The 20,499-nt window shown below is 69.1% G+C and carries 14 protein-coding genes; 7 read left to right on the top strand and 7 right to left on the bottom strand.

What is annotated here, in order from left to right; all coding sequences use genetic code 11:
- Positions 1-6: 6 nt before the first annotated feature.
- Entirely contained in the window at positions 7-669 is a 663-nt protein-coding gene (locus tag AC1RRS_RS03870; protein WP_492854028.1) for a hypothetical protein, read from the bottom strand.
- A 746-nt stretch (positions 670-1,415) separates the two neighbouring features.
- Between AC1RRS_RS03870 and AC1RRS_RS03865 the strand changes: the two genes are divergently transcribed.
- Positions 1,416-1,745 carry a DUF2794 domain-containing protein gene (locus AC1RRS_RS03865; RefSeq protein WP_492854027.1) on the top strand — a complete coding sequence of 110 codons (330 nt, stop codon included), beginning with the start codon at positions 1,416-1,418 and terminating at the stop codon, positions 1,743-1,745.
- Between the two features lie 93 nt (positions 1,746-1,838).
- Here AC1RRS_RS03865 and AC1RRS_RS03860 read toward each other — a convergent pair whose 3' ends face one another.
- The gene (locus tag AC1RRS_RS03860; protein ID WP_487291233.1) at positions 1,839-2,585 is read right to left on the bottom strand and encodes a Bax inhibitor-1/YccA family protein; all 747 of its coding nucleotides are present in this window, start codon (positions 2,583-2,585) and stop codon (positions 1,839-1,841) included.
- A gap of 150 nt (positions 2,586-2,735) precedes the next feature.
- On the opposite strand from AC1RRS_RS03860, the gene AC1RRS_RS03855 reads away from it, so the two are divergent.
- Entirely contained in the window at positions 2,736-3,788 is a 1,053-nt protein-coding gene (locus AC1RRS_RS03855) for an aldo/keto reductase (RefSeq protein ID WP_492854026.1), read from the top strand.
- Between the two features lie 58 nt (positions 3,789-3,846).
- On the opposite strand, the gene AC1RRS_RS03850 is transcribed toward AC1RRS_RS03855, so the two are convergent.
- A complete protein-coding gene (locus tag AC1RRS_RS03850; RefSeq protein ID WP_492854025.1) occupies positions 3,847-5,043 on the bottom strand; it encodes a CaiB/BaiF CoA transferase family protein in 1,197 nt (398 codons plus the stop codon).
- Positions 5,044-5,159: 116 nt separating this feature from the next.
- On the opposite strand from AC1RRS_RS03850, the gene AC1RRS_RS03845 reads away from it, so the two are divergent.
- Positions 5,160-5,753, top strand: a complete 594-nt coding sequence (locus AC1RRS_RS03845) for a DUF4142 domain-containing protein (RefSeq protein ID WP_110120004.1) — start codon at positions 5,160-5,162, stop codon at positions 5,751-5,753.
- A gap of 66 nt (positions 5,754-5,819) precedes the next feature.
- Here AC1RRS_RS03845 and AC1RRS_RS03840 read toward each other — a convergent pair whose 3' ends face one another.
- Both AC1RRS_RS03840 and AC1RRS_RS03835 read right to left on the bottom strand, forming a co-directional pair.
- Positions 5,820-9,419, bottom strand: coding sequence for an ABC transporter permease/M1 family aminopeptidase (locus AC1RRS_RS03840; protein WP_492854024.1), 3,600 nt, complete (start codon positions 9,417-9,419; stop codon positions 5,820-5,822).
- A 13-nt stretch (positions 9,420-9,432) separates the two neighbouring features.
- Positions 9,433-10,311 (bottom strand): ABC transporter ATP-binding protein, encoded by an 879-nt coding sequence (locus AC1RRS_RS03835; RefSeq protein WP_492854023.1) that lies wholly within the window; start codon positions 10,309-10,311, stop codon positions 9,433-9,435.
- 176 nt (positions 10,312-10,487) lie between these two features.
- On the opposite strand from AC1RRS_RS03835, the gene AC1RRS_RS03830 reads away from it, so the two are divergent.
- The 4 genes from AC1RRS_RS03830 (at position 10,488) to AC1RRS_RS03815 (ending at position 13,281) form a co-directional block, all read left to right on the top strand.
- A complete protein-coding gene (locus AC1RRS_RS03830; RefSeq protein WP_492854022.1) occupies positions 10,488-11,168 on the top strand; it encodes a fumarylacetoacetate hydrolase family protein in 681 nt (226 codons plus the stop codon).
- Positions 11,169-11,184: 16 nt separating this feature from the next.
- The gene (maiA, locus tag AC1RRS_RS03825) at positions 11,185-11,829 is read left to right on the top strand and encodes a maleylacetoacetate isomerase (protein WP_492854021.1); all 645 of its coding nucleotides are present in this window, start codon (positions 11,185-11,187) and stop codon (positions 11,827-11,829) included.
- Complete coding sequence (locus AC1RRS_RS03820; protein WP_487291222.1) at positions 11,822-12,451, top strand: carbonic anhydrase; 630 nt, start codon at positions 11,822-11,824, stop codon at positions 12,449-12,451. Before maiA ends, AC1RRS_RS03820 begins: the two co-directional genes overlap by 8 nt.
- Before the next feature lie 203 nt (positions 12,452-12,654).
- Positions 12,655-13,281 (top strand): DedA family protein, encoded by a 627-nt coding sequence (locus AC1RRS_RS03815; protein WP_492854020.1) that lies wholly within the window; start codon positions 12,655-12,657, stop codon positions 13,279-13,281.
- Here AC1RRS_RS03815 and pbpC read toward each other — a convergent pair.
- A complete protein-coding gene (pbpC, locus tag AC1RRS_RS03810) occupies positions 13,278-15,329 on the bottom strand; it encodes a penicillin-binding protein 1C (protein ID WP_492854450.1) in 2,052 nt (683 codons plus the stop codon). The genes AC1RRS_RS03815 and pbpC overlap by 4 nt on opposite strands.
- Positions 15,330-15,453: 124 nt before the next feature.
- Positions 15,454-20,481 (bottom strand): alpha-2-macroglobulin family protein, encoded by a 5,028-nt coding sequence (locus AC1RRS_RS03805; protein WP_492854019.1) that lies wholly within the window; start codon positions 20,479-20,481, stop codon positions 15,454-15,456.
- Positions 20,482-20,499: the final 18 nt, after the last annotated feature.

Raw genomic sequence — 20,499 nt, 5'->3', positions numbered from 1 at the left:
GGCCCCTCAGGAGCCGGCCTGGGGCGTCCAGCCGGCCAGGCTCAGCATGAACACGCCCAGGGCCTGCTCTGGTCCGCGCTCGGGCGACCAGCGGTTCACGTAGCGATAGGTCCCGCCGTCGGCCGATTCCAGGATCCATTGCCACCCGTCCAGGCCCATGGTGCAGTCGATGGGGCGCTGCTTGAGGTTCGAGGCCGCCGCCAGCAGCCTCTCGAAGCGACGCTCCTCGTCCTTGGTCAGCACCTTGTGGACGACCCCGCCAGCATTTTCCTCCGGCAAGCCCGGATCGTAGCCGCCGGCGCCGGACAGGCGCGTGGCGGTCAGCACGGTCTCGCCGCCGGGCCAGAAGTTCAGGCGCACGATCATCGGCTTCTGGAAGGTGGGGATGAAGATCACCCGGTAGGCGCGGACGCCCAGGTCGTGCGGCCGGCGCGAGAAGGCGTAGAGCGAGGGTTCGTCCGCAGCCATCAGGATGCGCGGATACCATTCGGCCTCGACGTCGTCGATCACCGGCAGGCGCCTGAACAGCGGGCACCATTCCGAGGGCTCGCGAAACTCGGCTGGGAAATAGCCGGCGACGCGGACGGGATCCGGCGCGGCGGCGATCAGCAGCATCAGGGCCAGAACGCCCATGACGCCCGACATGACGAAACCCACGCCCCTAAACATGGCGGTCCCTCCGGAGGGACATGTCGCCACGGGTGATTACGCGTGTCAATCGGAGCGCGCAAAAGAAACCCCGCCTCGCCTTAGGGGATGATCGGCGAAGCGGGGTCTTTAGGGGGAGGGGATAGAAATACGCGTCGGCCGAGCGGGGCGCCTCGTGGCCCGGAGGGCTGGAGGGGCTGTTCAGGATCCCGGACCGTTTGGCGTTCCGATCGACCGACCATGACAATCTGATCCTGGTCAGAGGCCGGGGAAGGGCGCGATCACGGTCGTTTCGCGACCGGTTGAGGCGCCTCTGTGGCCTTCGTTGCAGTCCTGGCGCCAGGCGTGGCCCAGACATGCGAAAGCCCGCGCGGGAGGGGGGATCCGCACGGGCTCTGCAAGAAAGAGAGGGGTTCTCTTGTAGATCTGTCGGCCGACCGGCCCGCGATCGAGGGGGGCTGGGGGGGCTGTTCAGGATCCAGGACCGTGGGGTGTCCGATCAGCCGACACTGACTTTTTCGACCCCCAAGCAGGCGGGCGCAGGACCAAAACAAGGTCATTTCGTGGCCTGGTCCAGCTTGGCTTGTCGCTTCGTCGAACGATGTTGCGGATTTGCGACGCTCGAGCCTGTCGGGGTCGGATGGACATCCGAACCCGATAAACAGGCTCGAAAATCAAAAACTTGGAGCGCGTTTGGCGGGCGAAACCGCTCACACTTTCGCCCAACGCGCTCGCTTGAACGGCTGATTTGGGGTTAGGATTCGCCGATGGCCCTTGATGCTCCCTCCCCCGTCGGCGGCGTCGTGTTCTTCGAGCGGCGCGAGATAGACCAGCTGCTGCGGCTGTACGGCCGCATGGTCGCGGCCGGCGAATGGCGCGACTACGGCATGGGCGGCGCGATCGACCACGCGGCCTTCTCGATCTTCCGCCACGCCGCCGAGGCGCCGCTCTACCGCGTCGAGAAATGGCCCGACCTGGCCCGCAAGCAGGGCCAGTGGCTGGTGCGCGGCCAGGGCGGGATGGTGCTCAAGCGCGGGCACGAGCTGGCCCAGGTGCTGCGGCTGTTCGACAAGGGCAGGTTCAAGGTGGTGGACTAGGGCCTTCCCAGGCGATCGCCCACGAAAAAGCCCCGGCGGAGCGATCCGCCGGGGCTTCGTTCGTCTGGTCCGGACCTTGGCCGGAGCGTCCGCTTAGCGGCGGTCGCCCAGGAAGTAGAGCAGGAAGCGGAACAGGTTGATGAAGTCCAGGTACAGGTTCAGCGCGCCGTAGTTGGTGGCCACCGACTTGGCGGCCGCGTCGCCGCCGACCTGGTAGTAGGTCATCTTCAGGTTCTGCGTGTCGTAGGCGATCAGGCCGGCGAAGATCAGCACGCCGATGGCGTTGATCGCGAAGACCAGCGGGCCCGACGGGAAGAAGATCGACACGATCGAGGCCAGGATCAGGCCCACCAGACCGATGATCAGGAAGCTGCCGAAGCCCGACAGGTCCTTCTTGGTGGTGTAGCCCACGAGGCTCAGCGCGCCGAAGGCGGTGGCCGTGATCAGGAAGGTCGAGGCCACGCTGCTGCCGGTGTACATCAGCACCACGGTGCCGAGCGAGGCGCCGATCAGCGTCACGATGGTCCAGTAGATCACGCCGGCGGTGCGCGGCGTGATCGACTTCATCACGAAGCTCGAGAACAGCAGGATGCCCAGGGGCGCGAACGAGATCGCGATCCCCAGCATGGTGTAGCTGACGCGGTTGCCGTTGACCTGGAACAGCAGGTCGCGAACCGGCGGGAACGAGCTGGTCGTCCAGGCCAGGGCGGCCGACAGCAGCAGGCCCAGCGCAACCTTGTTGTAGACGCCGAGCATGAAGCTGCGCAGTCCGGCGTCAACCGACATGTCCGCGCGATCCGTCGGGATCGAGCGCGCATAATCGCGGTTGAAGTCGTTCATCGAAGGAAGCCCTTTATGTTTCCGTCCCAAGGGGGACACGTGTGAAATATCGTGTCGAAAGCGCCCGCGCGCAAGGCTCCAGCCTTGGGTTGAGGCCGCTAGCGCCTAAATAGGCGAAAAGCCAGGCTATTGGGTCATCTAGGGGACTTCATGGATTACGTCGAACTCGGCCGTACGGGCATCCAGGTTTCGCGCTGCTGCCTGGGCACCATGACCTGGGGCTCGCAGAACACCGAAGAGGAAGCCCACGCCCAGATGGACTACGCCCTGGGGCGCGGGGTGACCTTCTGGGACACGGCCGAGATGTACGCCAGCCCGCCCAGCCCGGAGACGCAGGGCCATACCGAGCGCTACATCGGCTCGTGGCTGAAGAAGACCGGCAAGCGCGATGAGATCGTGCTGGCCTCCAAGGTCGCCGGCCGCGGTTCGGCCTTCGGCGGCCTGTCGTGGATGCGCGCCGACGGCGCCACCACCCGCCAGACCAAGGCCCAGATCGACGAGGCCGTCGAGGGCTCACTGAAGCGCCTGCAGACCGACTATCTCGACCTCTACCAGCTGCACTGGCCCGACCGCGCCGTGCGGGTGTTCGGCGGCCAGACCTACAAGGACTACGACGACGACTACCAGCGCTTCGGCGACATCCTCGAGGCGTTGGACGCCCACGTGAAGAAGGGGACGATCCGGGCCCTGGGCGTCTCCAACGAGTTCCCGTGGGGCGTGATGAAGTTCCTGGCCGAGAGCGAAGCCCGGGGCCTTCCCCGCATCGCCTCGATCCAGAACGCCTATCACCTGGCCAACCGCGTCTTCGAATATGGCCTGGCCGAGATCGCCATGCGCGAGCAGGTGGGCCTGCTGGCCTATTCGCCGCTGGCCCAGGGCCAACTGACCGGCAAGTACCTGGACGGCAAGCTGCCGGAAGGCTCGCGCAAGGCGCTCTACAACCGCATGCATCGCTATGAGGGGCCGGGCGCGCTCGAGGCCTTCCGCGCCTATGTCGACCTCGCCGCCCAGCATGGCCTGGATCCGGCCCAGCTGGCCCTGAAGTTCGTCGACGCCCGCCCGTTCGTCACCGCCACCATCATCGGCGCGACGAGCATGGCGCAGCTGAAGACCGATATCGACGCCTTCGACGTGGAGTGGACGGAGGAGCTGGAGACGGCCGTCAACGCCATCCACGCGGTGCATCCGAACCCTTGCCCATGATCTGAAAGGCGGGCGGGGGTTTTACGGGGGAGAGCTTCGGCCCCTTCCGGGAAGGTTCCTAAACCACCCCTCGCGTCTTCAGCTCGGCCACCTTCTCGGCCGCCAGCCCCGCCACCTCGGCCAGCACGCTTTCCGTATGCTCGCCCAGAGTCGGACCGGTCCAGCGGACGCCGCCGGGGGTGTCGGTGAGGCGGGGGAAGGCGTTCTGCATCTTCACCTGGCCGAACACTGGGTGAGGCGCCGAGACGATCGAGTCGCGGGCCTGGAACTGCGGGTCGGCCAGCATCTCGGGCGCGCGATAGATGCGGCCGCAGGCCAGGCCCGCCGCCTCCAGCTTCGGCAGCAGGTCGTCGATGTCCTGGTCCAGGGTCCAGGCGGCGATGCGGGCGTCGAGTTCGGCCTGGTTGACGCCGCGTGCGGCGTGGTCGCGATAGCGGGGATCCTCGGCCAGGTCGGGGCGGTTCATCAGGTCGCACAGCCGCTTGAACAGGGTGTCCTGATTGGCGCCGATCAAGACGAGTTCGCCGGACCGGGTCGGATAGACGTTGGACGGGGCGATGCCGGGCAGCACGGCGCCCGAGCGTTCGCGGATGTAGCCGGTGAGGTCGTATTCGGTGACCAGGTTTTCCATCACCGTCAGCACGCTTTCATAGATCGCCACGTCGACCACCTGGCCCTTGCCGGTGCGCTGGCGGGCGTGCAGGGCCATCATCACGCCCAGGGCCGCGTTGAGGCCCGACAGGCTGTCGCCGATCGAGATGCCGGCCCGGGCCGGATTGCGGTCGGGCTCGCCGGTGATGTGGCGAAGGCCGCCCATGGCCTCGCCGACCAGGGCGTAGCCGGCCCGCTTGGCGTAGGGGCCCGTCTGGCCGAAGCCGGAGACGCGGGCCATGACCAGGCCCGGATTGGTCGCGGCGAGGGCGTCGAAGCCCATGCCCCACTTCTCCAGCGTGCCGGGGCGGAAATTCTCGACCACCACGTCGGCCTTGGCGATCAGGGCGCGGGCGATGTCGCGGCCCTCGTCGGTGCGCAGGTCGACCGTGACCGACTTCTTGTTGCGGCCGATCACCGGCCACCAGGGCGACAGGCCCTGTGGCTTGGAGCGTCCCCACTGGCGCATCGGGTCGCCGGCCTTCGGGTCTTCCAGCTTGATCACCTCGGCGCCGAAGTCGCCCAGCACCTGGCCGCAGAACGGACCGGCGATCAGCTGGCCCATCTCGATCACGCGGACGCCCGCCAACGGCCCTTGGGTCATTTTGTTCCTCTCCCCGATCACGGAACCATCACGCGGCCGTGAACCTTTTTCCTGCCACACGGCGACGCGCGACGCCGACCCTTCTTGCCCAGAAAAACGCGCAGGGAAAGAAAGCCATGACCCGCAAGCTCCTCATCGTCGGCGCAGCCTTCGCCGCCCTCAGCCTCGCCGCCTGCGGCCAGAAGGAAGAGACCAAGGGCGCAGCCACCCCGGCCGAACAGGCCGCCACCCCGGACGCCAACCCCGCCGCCACCGTTCCGACCCCGTCGGACGAGGCCAAGGCGCCGGACTTCGCCGCCAAGGCCGCCTCCAGCGACCAGTTCGAGATCGAGGCCGCCAAGGTCGCGCTGAAGCGCTCGACCAACGTCGAGGTCAAGAAGTTCGCCCAGGACATGATCGACGCCCACACCGCCACCAGCGCGGGCCTGAAGGCCGCCATCGCCGCTTCGGGCGTCAGCATCACCCTGCCGACCGCCCTGCCGTCGGACCTGCAGGACAAGCTGGACGACCTGAACAAGGCCGACGCCAAGGACTTCGACAAGACCTATGCCGACGACCAGGTCGACGCCCACCAGGCGGCTCTGAACCTGCTGCAGCGCTACGCCCAGGACGGCGACGTCGCCGCCATCAAGACCTTCGCCGCCGAGACCGCGCCGAAGGTGCAGGAGCACCTGAACCACGCCGAGGGCCTGAAGAACGGCCTGAAGTAGGGTTCGAGCTCAAGTTCGGAACGAAGATCCCCCGGTCGAAAGGCCGGGGGATTTTCTTTGTCCGCCTCAGTTCGCCGTCTTGATGACGTTGTCGTCGCCGTTGCGGTCGATCACCAGGTTGTAGGGATCCACGCCCGCCCAGCGCGGCGCGACCTTGGTGACAAAGGTCAAAGTCTGGGTTCCGGTGCGGATCGGGCGGCGTTCGAAGGCGACGACGTTCTTCTGCGCGAAGTCCTTCTTGCCCGGCTCGGCGGTGAACAGGCCGACGTCCAGCACCTCGTTCAGGGGCGCGTTGGTCTCCTTGCCGCGGCCGTCGGCGTACATCTTGCGGGCCTCGACCACGAGCTTGACGTCATAGCGGCCGTCGGCGCGCTTCTTCACCGACGCGCTCTTGGTCTTCAGGTCGTAGAGCGTGATCTTCTCGAACAGGTCGGTGATCAGGGCCTGCTTGTCGGCCGGGACCTCGGCGCGGAGGATGCGCAGGAAGTCGAGCGTGGTCGGATAGGGCGCGCCCTTGAAACCATACTCCGCGATCAGTTGGCGCAGGGCGCGGTTGACCGTCTCCTCGCCGACCTCGTGCTGCAGCCGGTACATGACCAGCGAGCCCTTGCGGTAGTGGACGTACTGCTGGTTCTCGACCCGGGCCAGCGGCTGTTCCTCGAGCACGTCGCCGCCGCGCGCGCGCAGGTAGCCGTTGAGCTCGAACTTCAGGAACTTGCGGATCTGGGCCTCGCCGTACATCCGCTTCATGACCATCAGGGCCGAGTACTGGGCGAAGGTCTCCGACAGCATGGTCGAGCCCTGCTGGTCGGCCCCCAGCACCTGGTGGGCCCACCACTGGTGGCCGATCTCGTGGGCGCCGACATAGGTGACCATGTCGATTTTCTCCGGATCGCGGTAGTCGGCGATGAAGAACATCGCCTCCGACCACGGGATCGTGCCGGCATAGGCCTGGGCGAAGCTCTGATAGGCCGGGAACTCCAGGAAGCGCAGCTGGCGGAACTGATAGGGACCGAATGCCGGCTGGTAGTAGTCGAGCGAGGCCTTCATCGCTGAGCGCATGCGCTCGATGTTCCAGGCGTGCTGCGGGTCGTAATAGACCGCCAGGTCGACGCCCTTGTAGGCCTCGCGGGAGACGGCGTAGCGGGCCGACTGGATCGACAGGAACGGCAGGATCGGGGCGTCGGCGACGAAGCGCGCCGTGCGGCGGTTGTCGCTTCCGGACGTCCAGGTCCGTTCCGACACCAGGGTCCCCGGCGCGATCGGCGTCTGGTCGGCGTCGGTGGTGACGGTGATGTCGGAGGCCACGAAGTCGGCGTCGTGGCGCAGGTAGTTGAACTGCCGGCTCGCTGCGTCGCCCAGCTTGGCCATCCGCAACTCGGGCGGCAGGCCGTACTTGCGGCGCTTGGCGCGGTCCTGCAGCAGGCCCTCGCGCGACATCCCCAGGATCGGAGCGATCTCGAAATTGTTCAGGAAAGTCCCGTTGTCGACGACCCGGGTCTCGTCGCCGTTGTTCTTGAAGCCCTTCTGGCTGCGCTCGGTGATGAAGCTCATCCGACGCGTCTCGCCGGGGGCCATCGGCGTGTCGAAGGCGAAGATGCGGTAGTTGAAGCGGTCGAAGGTCTGCTTGGGCCGCGCCCCCTCGATCGACAGGCCGCGCACCACGAGGTCGCGGTCGAAGCGGAGGTGGATCTCCTTGATCGGCTGGCCGGTCTTGTTCTGGAAGACATAGGCGCCGCGGGTCACGGCCTTGGGTTCATGAGGCCACAGGTCGACGTCCAGCTTCATGCCGATGATCTTGGGCTGGGGCGTGTTTTCGTAGCGCAGCAGCGCCTTTTCGAAATCGGCCGTCCAGCGCTCGTCGTCGAGATTGGTGCGGTACTCGTTCCAGACGTTGGTGTTGACGAAGATGAAGCCGCCCAGGCCTGCGAAGGCCGTCAGAAAGACGCCGAAGACGACGCCGTTGGCGCCGCGCAGGCGATAGGGAAGGCGGCGCAGGCGGGGAAGAAGCCGCCCCTCGGTTCCACGTCGCCACAGGGCGTAGGACAACAGGGCCAGCAGGACGGCGAAGGCGCTCCAGTAGGCGCGGAACCACCAGGCGCCGATCCAGAACTTGCCCAGGCCGTTCATGTCGGAGAACGGCGCGTCGGGGACGCCGCCGTAGTTGTAGAGGTTGTGCTGGAAGCCGAGGTTGCTGAAGGTCAGGGTGGCGACGATGTAGATCACCATCAGGCCCCAGCCGACGAACTTGTGCGGGCTCAGCACCTGCAGGAACACCGACAGCACCGCCAGCAGGATCCAGTCGACGCTCTGCGGCAGCACGTACCACAGCAGGTACTTGCCCAGTTCCAGGCGGTCGTAGCCGTGGCTCAGCTGGCTGAAGATCGCCGCGACCACGCTGACCAGCAGGGTCGAGAGCAGCACCAGCGAGATGGCCGCCAGCTTCGGGGCGACGAAGGCCCAGTCGCCGACGGGGGTCGAGTCGATGATCTCGTGGGTGCGCCGCTCGCGCTCGCGCCAGACCAGTTCGCCGGCGTAGTAGATGGCGATGATCATCGGGATCAGGCTGAACGAGCCCATCAGCGGCCGCAGCAGGATACGGGTGACCGGGTGGATCACGCCGCCGTAGCCGGCCGCCTCGGTGGCGAACCACAGGGCGCCGGAGGCGTTCGACAGGCCCAGGGCCAACAGCACGAAATAGGCCGGGCTCTTGAACACCTGCACCATGTCGAAGCGGGTGCGGGCGAGGAACTGGGCCAAGGCGGCGGTCCGGTCGTGGCGCGGCTTGGCCAGGGGCTTGATGACCGGCACGACCTCGATCGGCGGCGGCAGGCCGTTGGAGCGCGGGGCCTTGCGCTGTCCCGAAAGCTCGGCCGACTGGAACCGGAAGAGGCCGTAGGCGATCGCCAGGAACCCCGCCGACAGGACCAGGACATAGATCCGGTTGAACAGCAGCGGACCGGACAGATGCGGGATCAGGCTATTGCGCTCACTGGCCGTCCAGTACTTGGTCGCCAGGCTGAAGGCGCTGGCCCCCAGCGGATCCCACAGCGCCGCGCCGTGCTCGAACTCGGGCTTGTCGAGGGCGATGTTGGCGATGATCCACACCACCATGACGCCGACCACGCCCAGATAGGTCCACATCATCGAGCGGGTGACGGTGGCCAGGGCGAAGAACATCGCCGAGGTCAGCAGCAGGGCCGGCAGGGCCAGGACGAAGTATGAGAAGACGTAGGCGTCGAGCAGGTTGGGGCCCAGCTTCTCCGCGTCGATCCACGGCATCAGCGAGCCGATGAAGATGGCCAGGGGCACGGCCAGGAACGACAAGGCGGCCGCCAGGAAGGCGCCGGCGAAACGGCCGTAGAGATAGTCGAACTTGCCGATGCGGGTGGTGCGCAGGATCGGGCCGTAGCCCGTTTCGTCGTCGCGGACGATGACGTTGGCCACGAAGGCCGTCGTCACGAACATGTAGAAGATCGACAGGATCAGGTTGGTCTGGGCGATGGCGAAGGGCGCGTTCTTGTGGATCGAGCCGCCGCCGCCGATCGAGATCTGCTCGATGGTCACCGAGCCGAAGGTCAGCAGGAAGAAGATGACCGCCACCACCCAGAACACCGGGGAGCGCAGCTGGTAGCGGAACTCGAAGCCCGCGATCTTGCCGAACATGATCTCGCGCCCCCTACGCCGCGCAGCGGGTCGTGGCGAGGGTCGAGAAATAGACGTCCTCGAGCCCGCCGGGCACGGGCGCGAAGCCCTGTCCCGGATCCTGGTCGGCGAGGACGTGGATGACGGTGCGGCCGCCCAGCAGCCGGGTCGAGATCACCTGGTGGGCCGCCTTGGCGTCTTCGAGTTCGGCCTTGTCGATGGTCTTCTTCCAGATCCGGCCGTCCAGCTGGCGGATCAGGTCGCCCGGGGCGCCTTCGCGCACGATGCGGCCGTCGCAGATGATGGCCATGGCCGGGCAGAGGTCGGAGACGTCCTCGACGATGTGGGTCGAGAGGATCACCACCACGTTCTCGCCGATCTCGGCCAGAAGGTTGAGGAAGCGGTTGCGCTCTTCCGGATCGAGGCCGGCGGTGGGCTCGTCGACGATAATCAGGCGCGGGTCGCCGATCAGGGCCTGGGCGATGCCGAAGCGCTGGCGCATGCCGCCCGAGAAGCCGGCGATGGCCTTGTTGCGGACGTTCCAGAGATTGACCTGGGCCAGCAGGCTCTCGACGGTGTCCTTGCGCTCCTTGCGGCCGGCGACGCCCTTCAGCACGGCCATGTGGTCGAGCATGTCGTAGGCGCTGACGCGGGGATAGACGCCGAAGTCCTGCGGCAGGTAGCCGAGCACGCGGCGCAGGGCCTCGGGGTCCTTCAGCACATCGATGTCGCCGAAGCGGATGTGGCCCGAGGTCGGGGCCTGCAGGGTGGCGACGGTGCGCATCAGGGTCGACTTGCCGGCGCCGTTGGGGCCGAGCAGGCCGTACATGCCGCGCGGAATGGTCAGGCTGACCTCGTCGAGGGCCCGCACGCCGTTGCCGTACACATGCGTCAGATTTTCGATGATCAGCATCGTCGCTCGCCGCCCCCTAGTGTTAACGCCACAGTCCCCACTTCGTCATGACCCGACGGCGCAACCATGGGCAAGTGAAAGAACGTTTAGGCTGTCGGGTTCCCGACGAACGGCGTTCGTCGCGCCGTTTTCGGCCGGGGTTCCGGTCGCGAGCGTTTGGGTCTAAGCAGGCGGCCATGACGACCTTCGCCTTTCCCCCGCCCGTCCAAGCTTCGGTTCCGGTGGAAGGGACCGATGCGGTCTTCCCGGTCCGCCGCATCCTGTGCGTGGGCCGAAACTACGCCGCCCACCGCGCCGAGATGGGCGGCGACGAGCGCGATCCGCCGTTCTTCTTCGCCAAGCCGGCCGACGCCGTCGCACCGCTGCTGGAAGACGTGCCCTATCCGCCGCGCACCGCCGACCTGCACCACGAGATCGAACTGGTCGTCGCCCTGAAGTCGGGCGGCGCCGACATCGCCGTCGATGACGCCCTGGACCACGTGTTCGGCTACGCCGTGGGCGTGGACCTGACCCGTCGCGACCTGCAGGGCGCGGCCAAGGCCAAGGGCCAGCCGTGGGAAGCGGGCAAGGCCTTCGACCTTTCCGCCCCGATCTCGGCCATCCGCCCTGTCGCGGACGTCACGCTGGACGGCGCCATCTGGCTGACGGTCAACGGCGTGCAGCGCCAGACCGGCCTGATCGCCGACATGATCTGGAACATCCCCGAGATCATCGCCGAGGCCAGCAAGCTGTGGACCCTGGCGGCCGGGGACCTGATCTTCACCGGCACGCCCGAGGGCGTGGCCGCGGTGGTCAAGGGCGACAGGATCGTCGGCGAGGTCGACGGCGTCGGCGCCCTGGCCTTCACCCTGGTCTGACGGGAGGGCGCGAGCCGTGACCCTGACGCTGTTCGGCTACTGGCGGGCGGCCGCGCCTTATCGCGTGCGCATCGGCCTCAATCTCAAGGGCCTGGCCTATGACCAGAGCCCGGTGAACCTGCTGAAGGGCGAGCAACGGCAGGGGCCGTATCTCGACCTCAATCCGCAGGGGCTGACCCCGGCCCTGGCGCTCGGGGACGGCGTGGTGCTGACCCAGAGCCTGGCCATCCTCGAATGGCTGGACGAGACGCACCCTGAGCCGCCGCTGCTGCCGGCCGATCCATTGGGCCGGGCGCGGGTGCGGGCCATGGCCCAGACCATCGCCTGCGACATCCATCCGCTGAACAACGTGCGGGTCACCGGCGAACTGGCCGCGCGCGGCCAGGACGAGGCCGCCCGCACCGCCTGGATGGCCCGCTGGCTGAACGAGGGCTTCACCGCCCTGGAGGCCGCCGTCGCCGCCCACGGCGGAGACTATGCCTACGGCGATACGCCGACCCTGGCCGACATCTGCCTCGTGCCGCAGGTCTACGGCGCGCGCCGGTTCAAGATCGACCTTTCACCTTTCCCGCGGATCGTCGCGGCCGCCGACCGCGCCGCCGACCATCCCGCCTTCGCCGCTGCTCACCCCAGCCTCCAGCCGGACGCCGCCGATGCTTGAAGATCTGAAAACCAACAACGCCAACTGGTCCAAGGGCAAGACCCAGGTCGATCCCGAGTTCTTCAAGCGCCTGGAGAACCAGCAGAGCCCGGAGTACCTGTGGATCGGCTGCAGCGACAGCCGCGTGCCGGCCAACGAGATCGTCGGCCTGGATCCGGGCGAACTGTTCGTCCACCGCAACGTCGCCAACCTCGCCCCGCCGCAGGACGCCAACTATCTGTCCGTGCTGCAGTTCGCGGTCGATGTGCTGAAGGTCAAGCACGTGATGGTCGTCGGCCACTACGGCTGCGGCGGCGTGGCGGCGGCCATCGACGGCAAACGCCGGGGCCTGGTCGATCACTGGCTGCACCCGATCCGCGAGGTCCACGCCGAGCACAAGCACGAACTGGAAGCGATCCCCGAGGAGCGCGACCGCCTCAACCGCCTGTGCGAGCTGAACGTCATCCGCCAGGTGCGCAACGTCGCCTCGGACGTCTTCGTGCAGGACGCCTGGGCGCGCGGCCAGAGCCTGGCCGTGCACGGCTGGGTCTATTCGCTGTCCAACGGTCTGGTCACCGACCTCAACGTCGGCATCGCCAGCCTCGAGGACTACGAGCGCGTTCTGGCGGGGAAGCCGGAGTAGGGGATCTTCAGATCCTCCCCCTCTGGGGGAGGTGGCCCGAAGGGCCGGAGGGGGTAGCGCTGGCCGATACCGAGCAGACCCCCTCAGTCGCTCCGCGACAGCTCCCCCAGAAGGGGAGCATTCAGCCGCGCCGTATCGCCGCACCTTACAAAAACCGCGTTCGCCCTTACCTGTTCGTCACCTTGTTGCGGCACGGTGAGCGCATGGACGCCTTCCTCCAGACCCTGCACGAGATGGTCGTCGAGCACCGCCTTCTGGTGTGCGCGATCCTGGCGCTCGTCACTCTGCTCGAAGCCCTGATGCTGGTCGGGGTGCTGATCCCGATCATGGCGGTGATGCTGACGGCCGGGGCGCTGATCGCCACCGGCTCGCTGCATCCCGTGGAAGTCATCATCTGGTGCAGCGTCGGCGCGGCCGCCGGCGACGCCATCTCCTACCTGATCGGCCAGAAGATCGGCGCCAGGGCCGTGCGCCATCCGGCCGTGGCCAGGCACCGCCGCACCGTGGCCCGCGCCCGCCTCTACACCCGCCGCTACGGCGTGCTGGCCCTGCTGGTCGCCCGCTATCTGGGACCGCTGCGGCCGTTCGTGCCGATGGCCGCGGGCATGACCCGCATGCGCGACTGGACCTTCCATGCCGCCAACACCGTCACCGCGCCGCTGTGGGTGGTGTCGGTCCTGGCGCCCGGCTATCTCGCCGCCCGCAATCTCGGCTACTGGAAGCCCGATCCCCAGTGGCTGACGGCCCTGGCCGTGGGCGCTTTGCTGCTGGTCGCCACCGTCGCCGTCGTTCGCGCCGCGCCGTTCAAGGCCCAGCCGGCGAAAGCCTAGCCCGGCGCCTTGATGCGCACCCGGGCGCTGGCCGCCCGGCCCTGGGCGTCGACCACCCGCAGACGATAGAAGCCTGCCGCCGGCGGACGCCACACCGGCTTGCCGCTGACCGTGTCTTCCGAGAGCGGCGCGCCGTTCACGTACCACGACAGGTTCTCGCCGCCGGCCGCCAGGACGAGGCCGCGCGAGGCCTTGCCCAGCCCCTCGACCTGCACCGTCGCCCCGTCCGGCGGAAAGATCAGGCGCGGACCCTCGTCGGCCACGGTCTGGAGACGTTGCAAGGCCCCCGGCGCGGATTTCGGCGCGATCGGGCGCGGGGCGGTGGGCGGCGCGCCGACCAGATCGGCGACGTCGAACAGCAGGGGCAGGGCGGCGTCACGTCCCGTCAGCCCGCCGCGCGCGCCGCCGTCGGCGCGGCCGGTCCAGACGAGGATGGCGTAGCCGCCCACGACCCCCGCCGCCACCGCGTCGCGGAAGCCGTAGGAGGTGCCGGTCTTGAAGGCCATGGCCGGTCCGCCCCGGGTCAGGGCCGACGGCGCGCGGCCGCGCGGGCCTGGGGCCTCGCGCAGGATGTCGAGCACCTGGTTCACGGCCTCGGGCCGGGCGATGCGGGTTCCGCCCGAGCGCTCGCGGGCCTTGGCTTCGTCCACCGTATAGGCCAGCGGCTTGGCCACCCCGCCGTCGCCGAGGGCGGCGTAGAGGGTGACGAGGTCGCGCAGGGTGATGCCGGCCCCGCCTAGGGCCAGGGCCAGGCCCGCCGCCTTCACCTCGGCCTTGGGCCGCAGCAGCTTGACCCCGCCCGCTTCGAGCCGGGCTGCGAAGGCCTCGGGGCCGATCTTCTCCAGGGTGGCGACCGCCGGCACGTTCAGCGAATAGGCCAGGGCCTCGCGCGCCGTGACCTTGCCGTGGAAGACGCGGTCGAAGTTCTCGGGCTGGTAGTCGGCGAAGCGGGTCTGGGCGTCGTCGATCTGGGTGTCGGGGGCCAGGGCGCCGTCATCGAACGCGAAGGCGTAGACGAAGGGCTTCAGGGCCGAGCCGGGGGAGCGGGCGGCGCGGGTCATGTCCACCCAGCCGCCGGGCCGGTCGCGGCCGGCCGAGCCGACCAGGGCGCGCACCGCCCGGTCCCTGATGCGCACGACGATGATGGCGGACGTGGCCTCGGGTCCCTGGCTGGCGGCGACGGCGGCGGCCATCGGCTCCAGCCGCGCCTGGAGGTCGGGGTCGATGGTGCTGGCGATGCTGGGCTGACTGGCCGGCGCGGCGGCCGCCAGTTGGCCCGCCAGGTGCCAGGCCATGGCCGGGAAGACGCTGCGGCGGGGGATCGGCTCGCCCTCGGCCTCGACGGCGGCGATGTCGGTCAGGACGCGGGCGCGGACCATCTTGTCCAGCACCGCCCGGCGGGCTTCGCGCGCGGCTTCGGGCCGGCGGTCGGGGCGGCGGCCTTCGGGCGCCTGGGGCAGGGCGATCAGCAGCGCCTGCTCGCCGTCGGTCAGGCTGGACGGCTCGTGGCCGAAATAGGAAAGGCTGGCGCCGCGCACCCCCTCCAGATTGCCGCCGTAGGGGGCGAGCGTCAGGTAGAGCGCCAGGATTTCGTCCTTGCTCAGCCGGCTTTCCAGCTGCACGGCGCGGACCATTTCGATCAGCTTTGAGCCGAGATTGCGGGGGCGAGGCTCCAGCAGGCGCGCGGTCTGCATCGACAGGGTCGAGGCGCCGCTGCTGATCCGGCCATGGATGAGCGCCGAGCCCGTGGCGCGGACCAGGGCGATGGGATCGACGCCCAGGTGCCAGCGGAAGCGGGCGTCCTCGACCGCGACCAGGCGCTTGAGGAAGGTCGGGTCGGTGCGTTCCAGATCGGTCCGCACCCGCCAGCGGCCGTCCTCCACCGGCAGGGCGCGCAGCCACGCCCCGCGCTCGCCCAGCACGACGGGCGAGGAACGCTTGGCGCGGCCCATGTCCGGCGGGAAGGCGGCGCTGAGGGTGAACAGCACCACCTGGGCGGCGAGGAAGCCGCTCAGGATTCGCACCAATTTCCCCTCCCGTCGGCGGATGGGGGAGGGGTCAGGGGTGGGGGTGACTTCGGAGCTGGCGGCAGTCACGGCGCTTCACCTTCAAGCGCTGTCACCCCCATCCCCGACCCTTCCCCCATCAAGGGGGAAGGGAGAACGCTGAACATCACTGCCCCGCGATCGTCGTGCGGCCGGCGTCCGAGCGGGCGGAGATGCTCGGGCGGTACATGTCCTTGGCCACGGCCCCGGGCAGGAAGAACTCGCCCGGCGTCACGGCCCGCGCGATGTAGGCCATGGCGAAGGGCTTGTTGCCCTCCAGGTCCAGCGCGGCGATGTAGCGGTCGTCGCGGCTTTCCTGGGCGTCGGGGCTGGAAAGCTCGCCGAGGAACTTGAACGGTCCGTTCTGGGCGTCGTCGGCGCCCAGCGGGGCCTCGATCTCGAAGCCGGCCGGCAGGGCGTCGTCGACCACCAGGGCGGTCGAACGGGCCTGCAGCGACCGGCCCTGGATCAGCACGATCACCCGTTCGCCCTGGCGGATGGCGAAGGGATCGACCGCGCCGCCGCTCATCGTGAACAGGCGCTTGCTCACCGTCAGGCCATTGCTGGAGGCCACCGGAGCCACGATCGGCGTGCCGCGCACGCTGACCGTCCGCCACAGGGCGCCCTTGCCCTTGTTGGTGAAGCGGGCGTCGGCCAGCTTGCCCACCGCCCAGCGCGGCGCCCCGCCCGCGGGGGGCAGGCCGATCACGCCTTGGGCGTCGATGCTGATCGGGCCGGCGGCCTTCATCAGCTGGTGGGCGGCGAACAGCAGCTGGGCCTGTTCCTGGGTGTTCAGGGCGTCGGGATCCTTGACCACGTTCTCCAAGCGGCCTTGCAGGCGGGCGGCGACGTCGGTCTGGCCGGCCTGGACCGCCAGGGCCGTGACCGCGGCCACGTCGCGCAGCGGGCTTTGGTACCAGTCGTACTCGTCGCGCCAGTTCAGCGAGTTCACCGCCTGGCGCATGGCCGAGCGGGCCCGGGCGTGGTCGCCCATCAGGGCGAGGCCTGCGGCCACCTGGGCTTTGGCCAGCGGCTGGTCCTCGTCCTTCATCTGCACGTCGTGCCACCAGCGCAGGCGGGCCAGGTCCCCGCGCCCGGCCTTTGCCAGGACGTAGAGGGCGTAGGCGCTGGCCCGGCGGCGCATGCGCTCGGTGGCCTTCTTGCTGTCCTCGGGGCTGCGGCCCCACCAGGCCGGATATTCCAGCCGGTAGGAGACCGAGCTCCAGCCGTCGGGACGGCTGATCTGGCGCATGGCGTTCAGGGCCTTGTCCAGGGCCTCGTCGGGCACGGCCACGCCCTGCGCCTTGGCCTCCAGCAGGAAGTCGGTGGCGTAGGCGCCCAGCCACGCGTCGGCCTCGCCGTCGCCCACCCGCCACAGGCCGAAGGCCCCGTCGAGGGTCTGGCGATCGAGCAGACGGCCCACCGCGCCCGCGAGGGCGGCCGGGGTGCGCTTCAGCTTCGGATCGCTGGAGACGCTCTGGGCGTAGAGCAGCGGATAGGCGGTCGAGACCAGCTGCTCGGTGCAGCCGTAGGGGTAGCGTTGCAGAGCGACCGCGATCGCCGACGGGTCGAAGCCCTTGAACGGCGAGTAGCTGACCTGCAGCGTCACGTCCCCGGCCGCCAGGCCCGAGAGCAGCTGGTAGTTGGGGGTGTAGCTGGTTCCCGGGGCCTGCAGCTCGGTGGTGGTGCGCACCACGTCGCCCCAGCCCAGGCGGGTCTGGATCGGATAGTCCTTGGCGGTCGAGAAGCCGGGGCCGCTGACCTTGAAGCCGATCTTGCCGATGCCGGTGACGTCGGGCGCCAGGAAGGGGATCTTTTCGGCGACGCGCTGGCCCAGGATCAGGGTGATGACCTTTTTGAAGGCGACCTTCAGCCCGCCCGAGGCGCTGGCCTCGGCGGTGTAGGCGCCGGGCTTGCCCTCGACATTGTGCAGTTCCAGCGTCGCGGTCGGCTTGTCGCCGGGCGACAGGAAGCGGGGCAGGTTGAGGTCGGCGACCACCGGCTGGCGCACGGTCATGGCCTTGGAGCCCGAGCCGACGGCCTCGTCGGTCCAGGCCACGGCCATGATCCGCAGCTCGCCGTTGAAGTCGGCCGGCGGCAGCTTGATCACCGCCTTGCCGTCGAGACCCGTCTCGACCACGCCCGACCACAGGGCCACGGTCTTGATCGGGGTGACCGTCAGGCCTTCGCCGCCCAGCTCGTCGCCGCCGAAGTTGACGTTGGCCGGCGCGCCCATGTTGGGGTCGAGCAGGCGGCCGTAGTCGTCACGGTAGTCGAGCGTCAGGGCCCGCTTGCCGAAGTACCACTTCACCGGATCGGGGCTTTCCTGGCGGGTCAGGCGCAGCACGCCTTCATCTACCGCCGCGACGGTGACCCGGGCCTTCTGGCCAAAGCCCAGGCCCTGCACCTTCAGTGGGATCTCGACCGGCGCCTTGGAGTCGATCTTGGCCGGCGTGCCGATGTCGACCACCAGCTTGCGGCCCTTCGGCTCCAGCGGCACGTAGACGAGGCCCAGGGCCCGCTTGGGCTTGGGCGAGGCGACCGGGTCGCGCGGCTGGATGACGGTGACCATCACATAGGCCCCGCCGCCCCAGGCGGCGCTGGTCTTCAGCTTCACGGTCGCGCCGTTCTCGCCGACCGACACGGTCTTGAAGTCGATCAGGCGATCGGTGGCCACGGCCACCTGGGCCTGGCCGGCATAGGGCGCCTTGAGGGTGATCTCGACGGTGTCGCCTTGCGCATAGGCCTTGGTCCCGGCCGACACGCGGACATAGTCAGGCGCCTCGGCGTCCTTGGCCGGCGAGCCCCAGCCCGACGAGAAGCGGGTGATGGTCTTGCTGCCGTCCGCGCCCTCGACCACCAGGCGGTAGTCGCCCCAGCCGAGGCGGCGGTTCACGCGCGCCGACTGGCCGGCCGAGAGGTTCAGCGCGCCCTTCATGACCACGGCGTCGCGGCTGGTGCGCCGCCACTGCCAGCGGCCGTCCTGCTGGAACCAGTCGTAGTTCCAGTTCTCGCTGATCAGGGTGTAGTTGGCGGTGGTCGAGATCCGCTTGCCGGCGGCGTCGACGGCGATGATCTCAAGGCTGACGGGCGGGTCGCCGTTCTTGGCCTCGCCCTGCTCGATCTTGACCCCGTAGTAGACCGGCTTGCCGCGGACCTTGATCTCGAGGCCCTCGCGCACCGGCCGGCCGCCGGGCTCGAACACCGAGGCCGTGACCGCCGCGACCAGCGGCTGGCCGGTCTCGCCGACGTCGGACGTCGCCAGGTTCAGCACCGCCCGGCCCTCGCCGTCGGTGACGGTGTTGCCCAGCTCGATCAGCTTTTCGTCGAACGGCTCCTGGGCGTCGCCCCATTCGAAGCCCTTGTATTGCGGGAAGGGATCGGTGTCGCGGCGCAGGCGGGCCTCGCCCTGCGTCTGCAGGCCCGAGCCCGGCGCGCCGTAGAGGAAGCGGGCCGAGACGTTGATCTGGCGGGTCTCGCCGATGCGGACCGGGGCGCTCTCCTGGCCGGTGGCGGTGACCGCCAGACGCTGAGGCGCGAAGTCCTCGACGCTGAAGCTCAGCGAACCCGACGAGGCCTCGATGCCCTCGATGTGCAGCTCGGCGGTCCAGCGGCCGCGTGGGGCGCTGCGGGGCAGGGCGATGTCGATCGGCACGGCGCCGGCGTTGGCCTGGCCGAACCACCAGCGCTTGTACTCCACGCCCGAGGGGCGCTTGACCAGGATGTAGCCCTTGCGGTCGTTCACCGCCTTGGCCAGGCGGTCGCGGACCATGGCCGTCAGGTGCACGGTCTCGCCGGGACGATAGATGCCGCGGTCGGCATAGAGCCAGCCGTCGATGTCGGTCTTGGCCTCGCGGCCGCCCTCGCTCTCGGTGCGGCCGCCGACGCCCTGCTTGGACAGGTCCACCGGCGAGCGGTCGAGGTCGAGCACCGACAGGTCGCCTTGCGGACCGTAGGCCATGACCATCTTGGCGCGCTCGGCGCCTTCGCCTTCCAGCAGCGGGCGGGCGAAGCGCACGCGGCCGTCGGCGTCGCTCTTGACCTCGGCCAGGGGCTCGCCGTCGCGGGCGACCAGGGCCACGCGCACGCCCGACACGGTCTTGGCGGTCTTCAGCGAGCGGACCACGACGTCCAGAGCCTCGGAGCCGTCATAGGCGATCAGGGCCATGTCGGTGAACACGATCCAGCGCCGGGCCTGGGCCGGTGGGGTGTCGCCCTCGCCGTCGGGGTCGCGGCCGCCCGAGGCGTCGCGGGCCTTGATGACATAGGCGCCGGCCTTCATCTCCTTCAGCACCGCGCCCAGCGGGAAGACGGTGGTCGCCTTCTGGCCGGCGGCGCCGTCGACATTGACCTCGCCCTTCCAGATGCGGCGGCCGTCGTCATTGGGGCTGTCGTCGCCGTAGTCGCTGTTCCAGTCGCCCTCGCCGGTGGGATCAGGCGCGCTGATCGACTTGCGGACCAGGTTGCGGTCCGACACGCGCCAGACCTCCACGGCCAGCTTGGAGACGTTCATGGTCTCGATGGCGACGCCGTCGGACTCCTCGCGCGGCAGGATCACCCCGTCGCCGGCGAAGCCGACGTAAGGCGGCTTCTCCCCGAAGGTGAAGTCGACGTCGGCGTTGGCGCCCAGGGTGTCGCCGCCCTTGGCGGGCAGGCCCTTCAGCAGGGTGACGCGGTGGTCGGTGAAGCCGATCCCGCCGACGCACAGCTCGTCGCCCTTGACCCGCACGGCCGGGGTGCGGCCGAGGTCGGGCGAGACCATGACGAAGTCGGCATAGGTCTTGGACGGGTCGAGGTCCCGGCTCATCTGGATGCAGGCCAGCGGATCGCCGCCGGAGCTGTCGATGCGGGTGCGCCAGACGGCGAAGCCTTCGGGCTTGGGAACGCCGCGCCGGCGGGCGCCCGCGTCGCGCGGCTTGCCGAACAGCGACCAGGCCTCGCCCTTCACAGCGCCGCCGCTGGCCGCGGCCTTGCCGCCGCCACCGCCGAACCAGCCGAGATCGGCGGTCTTGGCGGCCACGAAGCCGCCGCCGAAGCCGAGGACCAGGGCGACCGCCGCCACGGCCGCGGCCGGGGTCAGCAGGTGGGGTTTCAGACGGGTCCAGACGGAGGACTTGGCCGTGCCGCTGCCCTGCGGCGTCTCGTCCGTCGACATCCGTCGTCTCTCCCAAAG

The organism is Caulobacter sp. GW821-FHT12A07, assembly GCF_058807655.1.
This window is presented reverse-complemented; position numbering and strand designations above follow the sequence as displayed.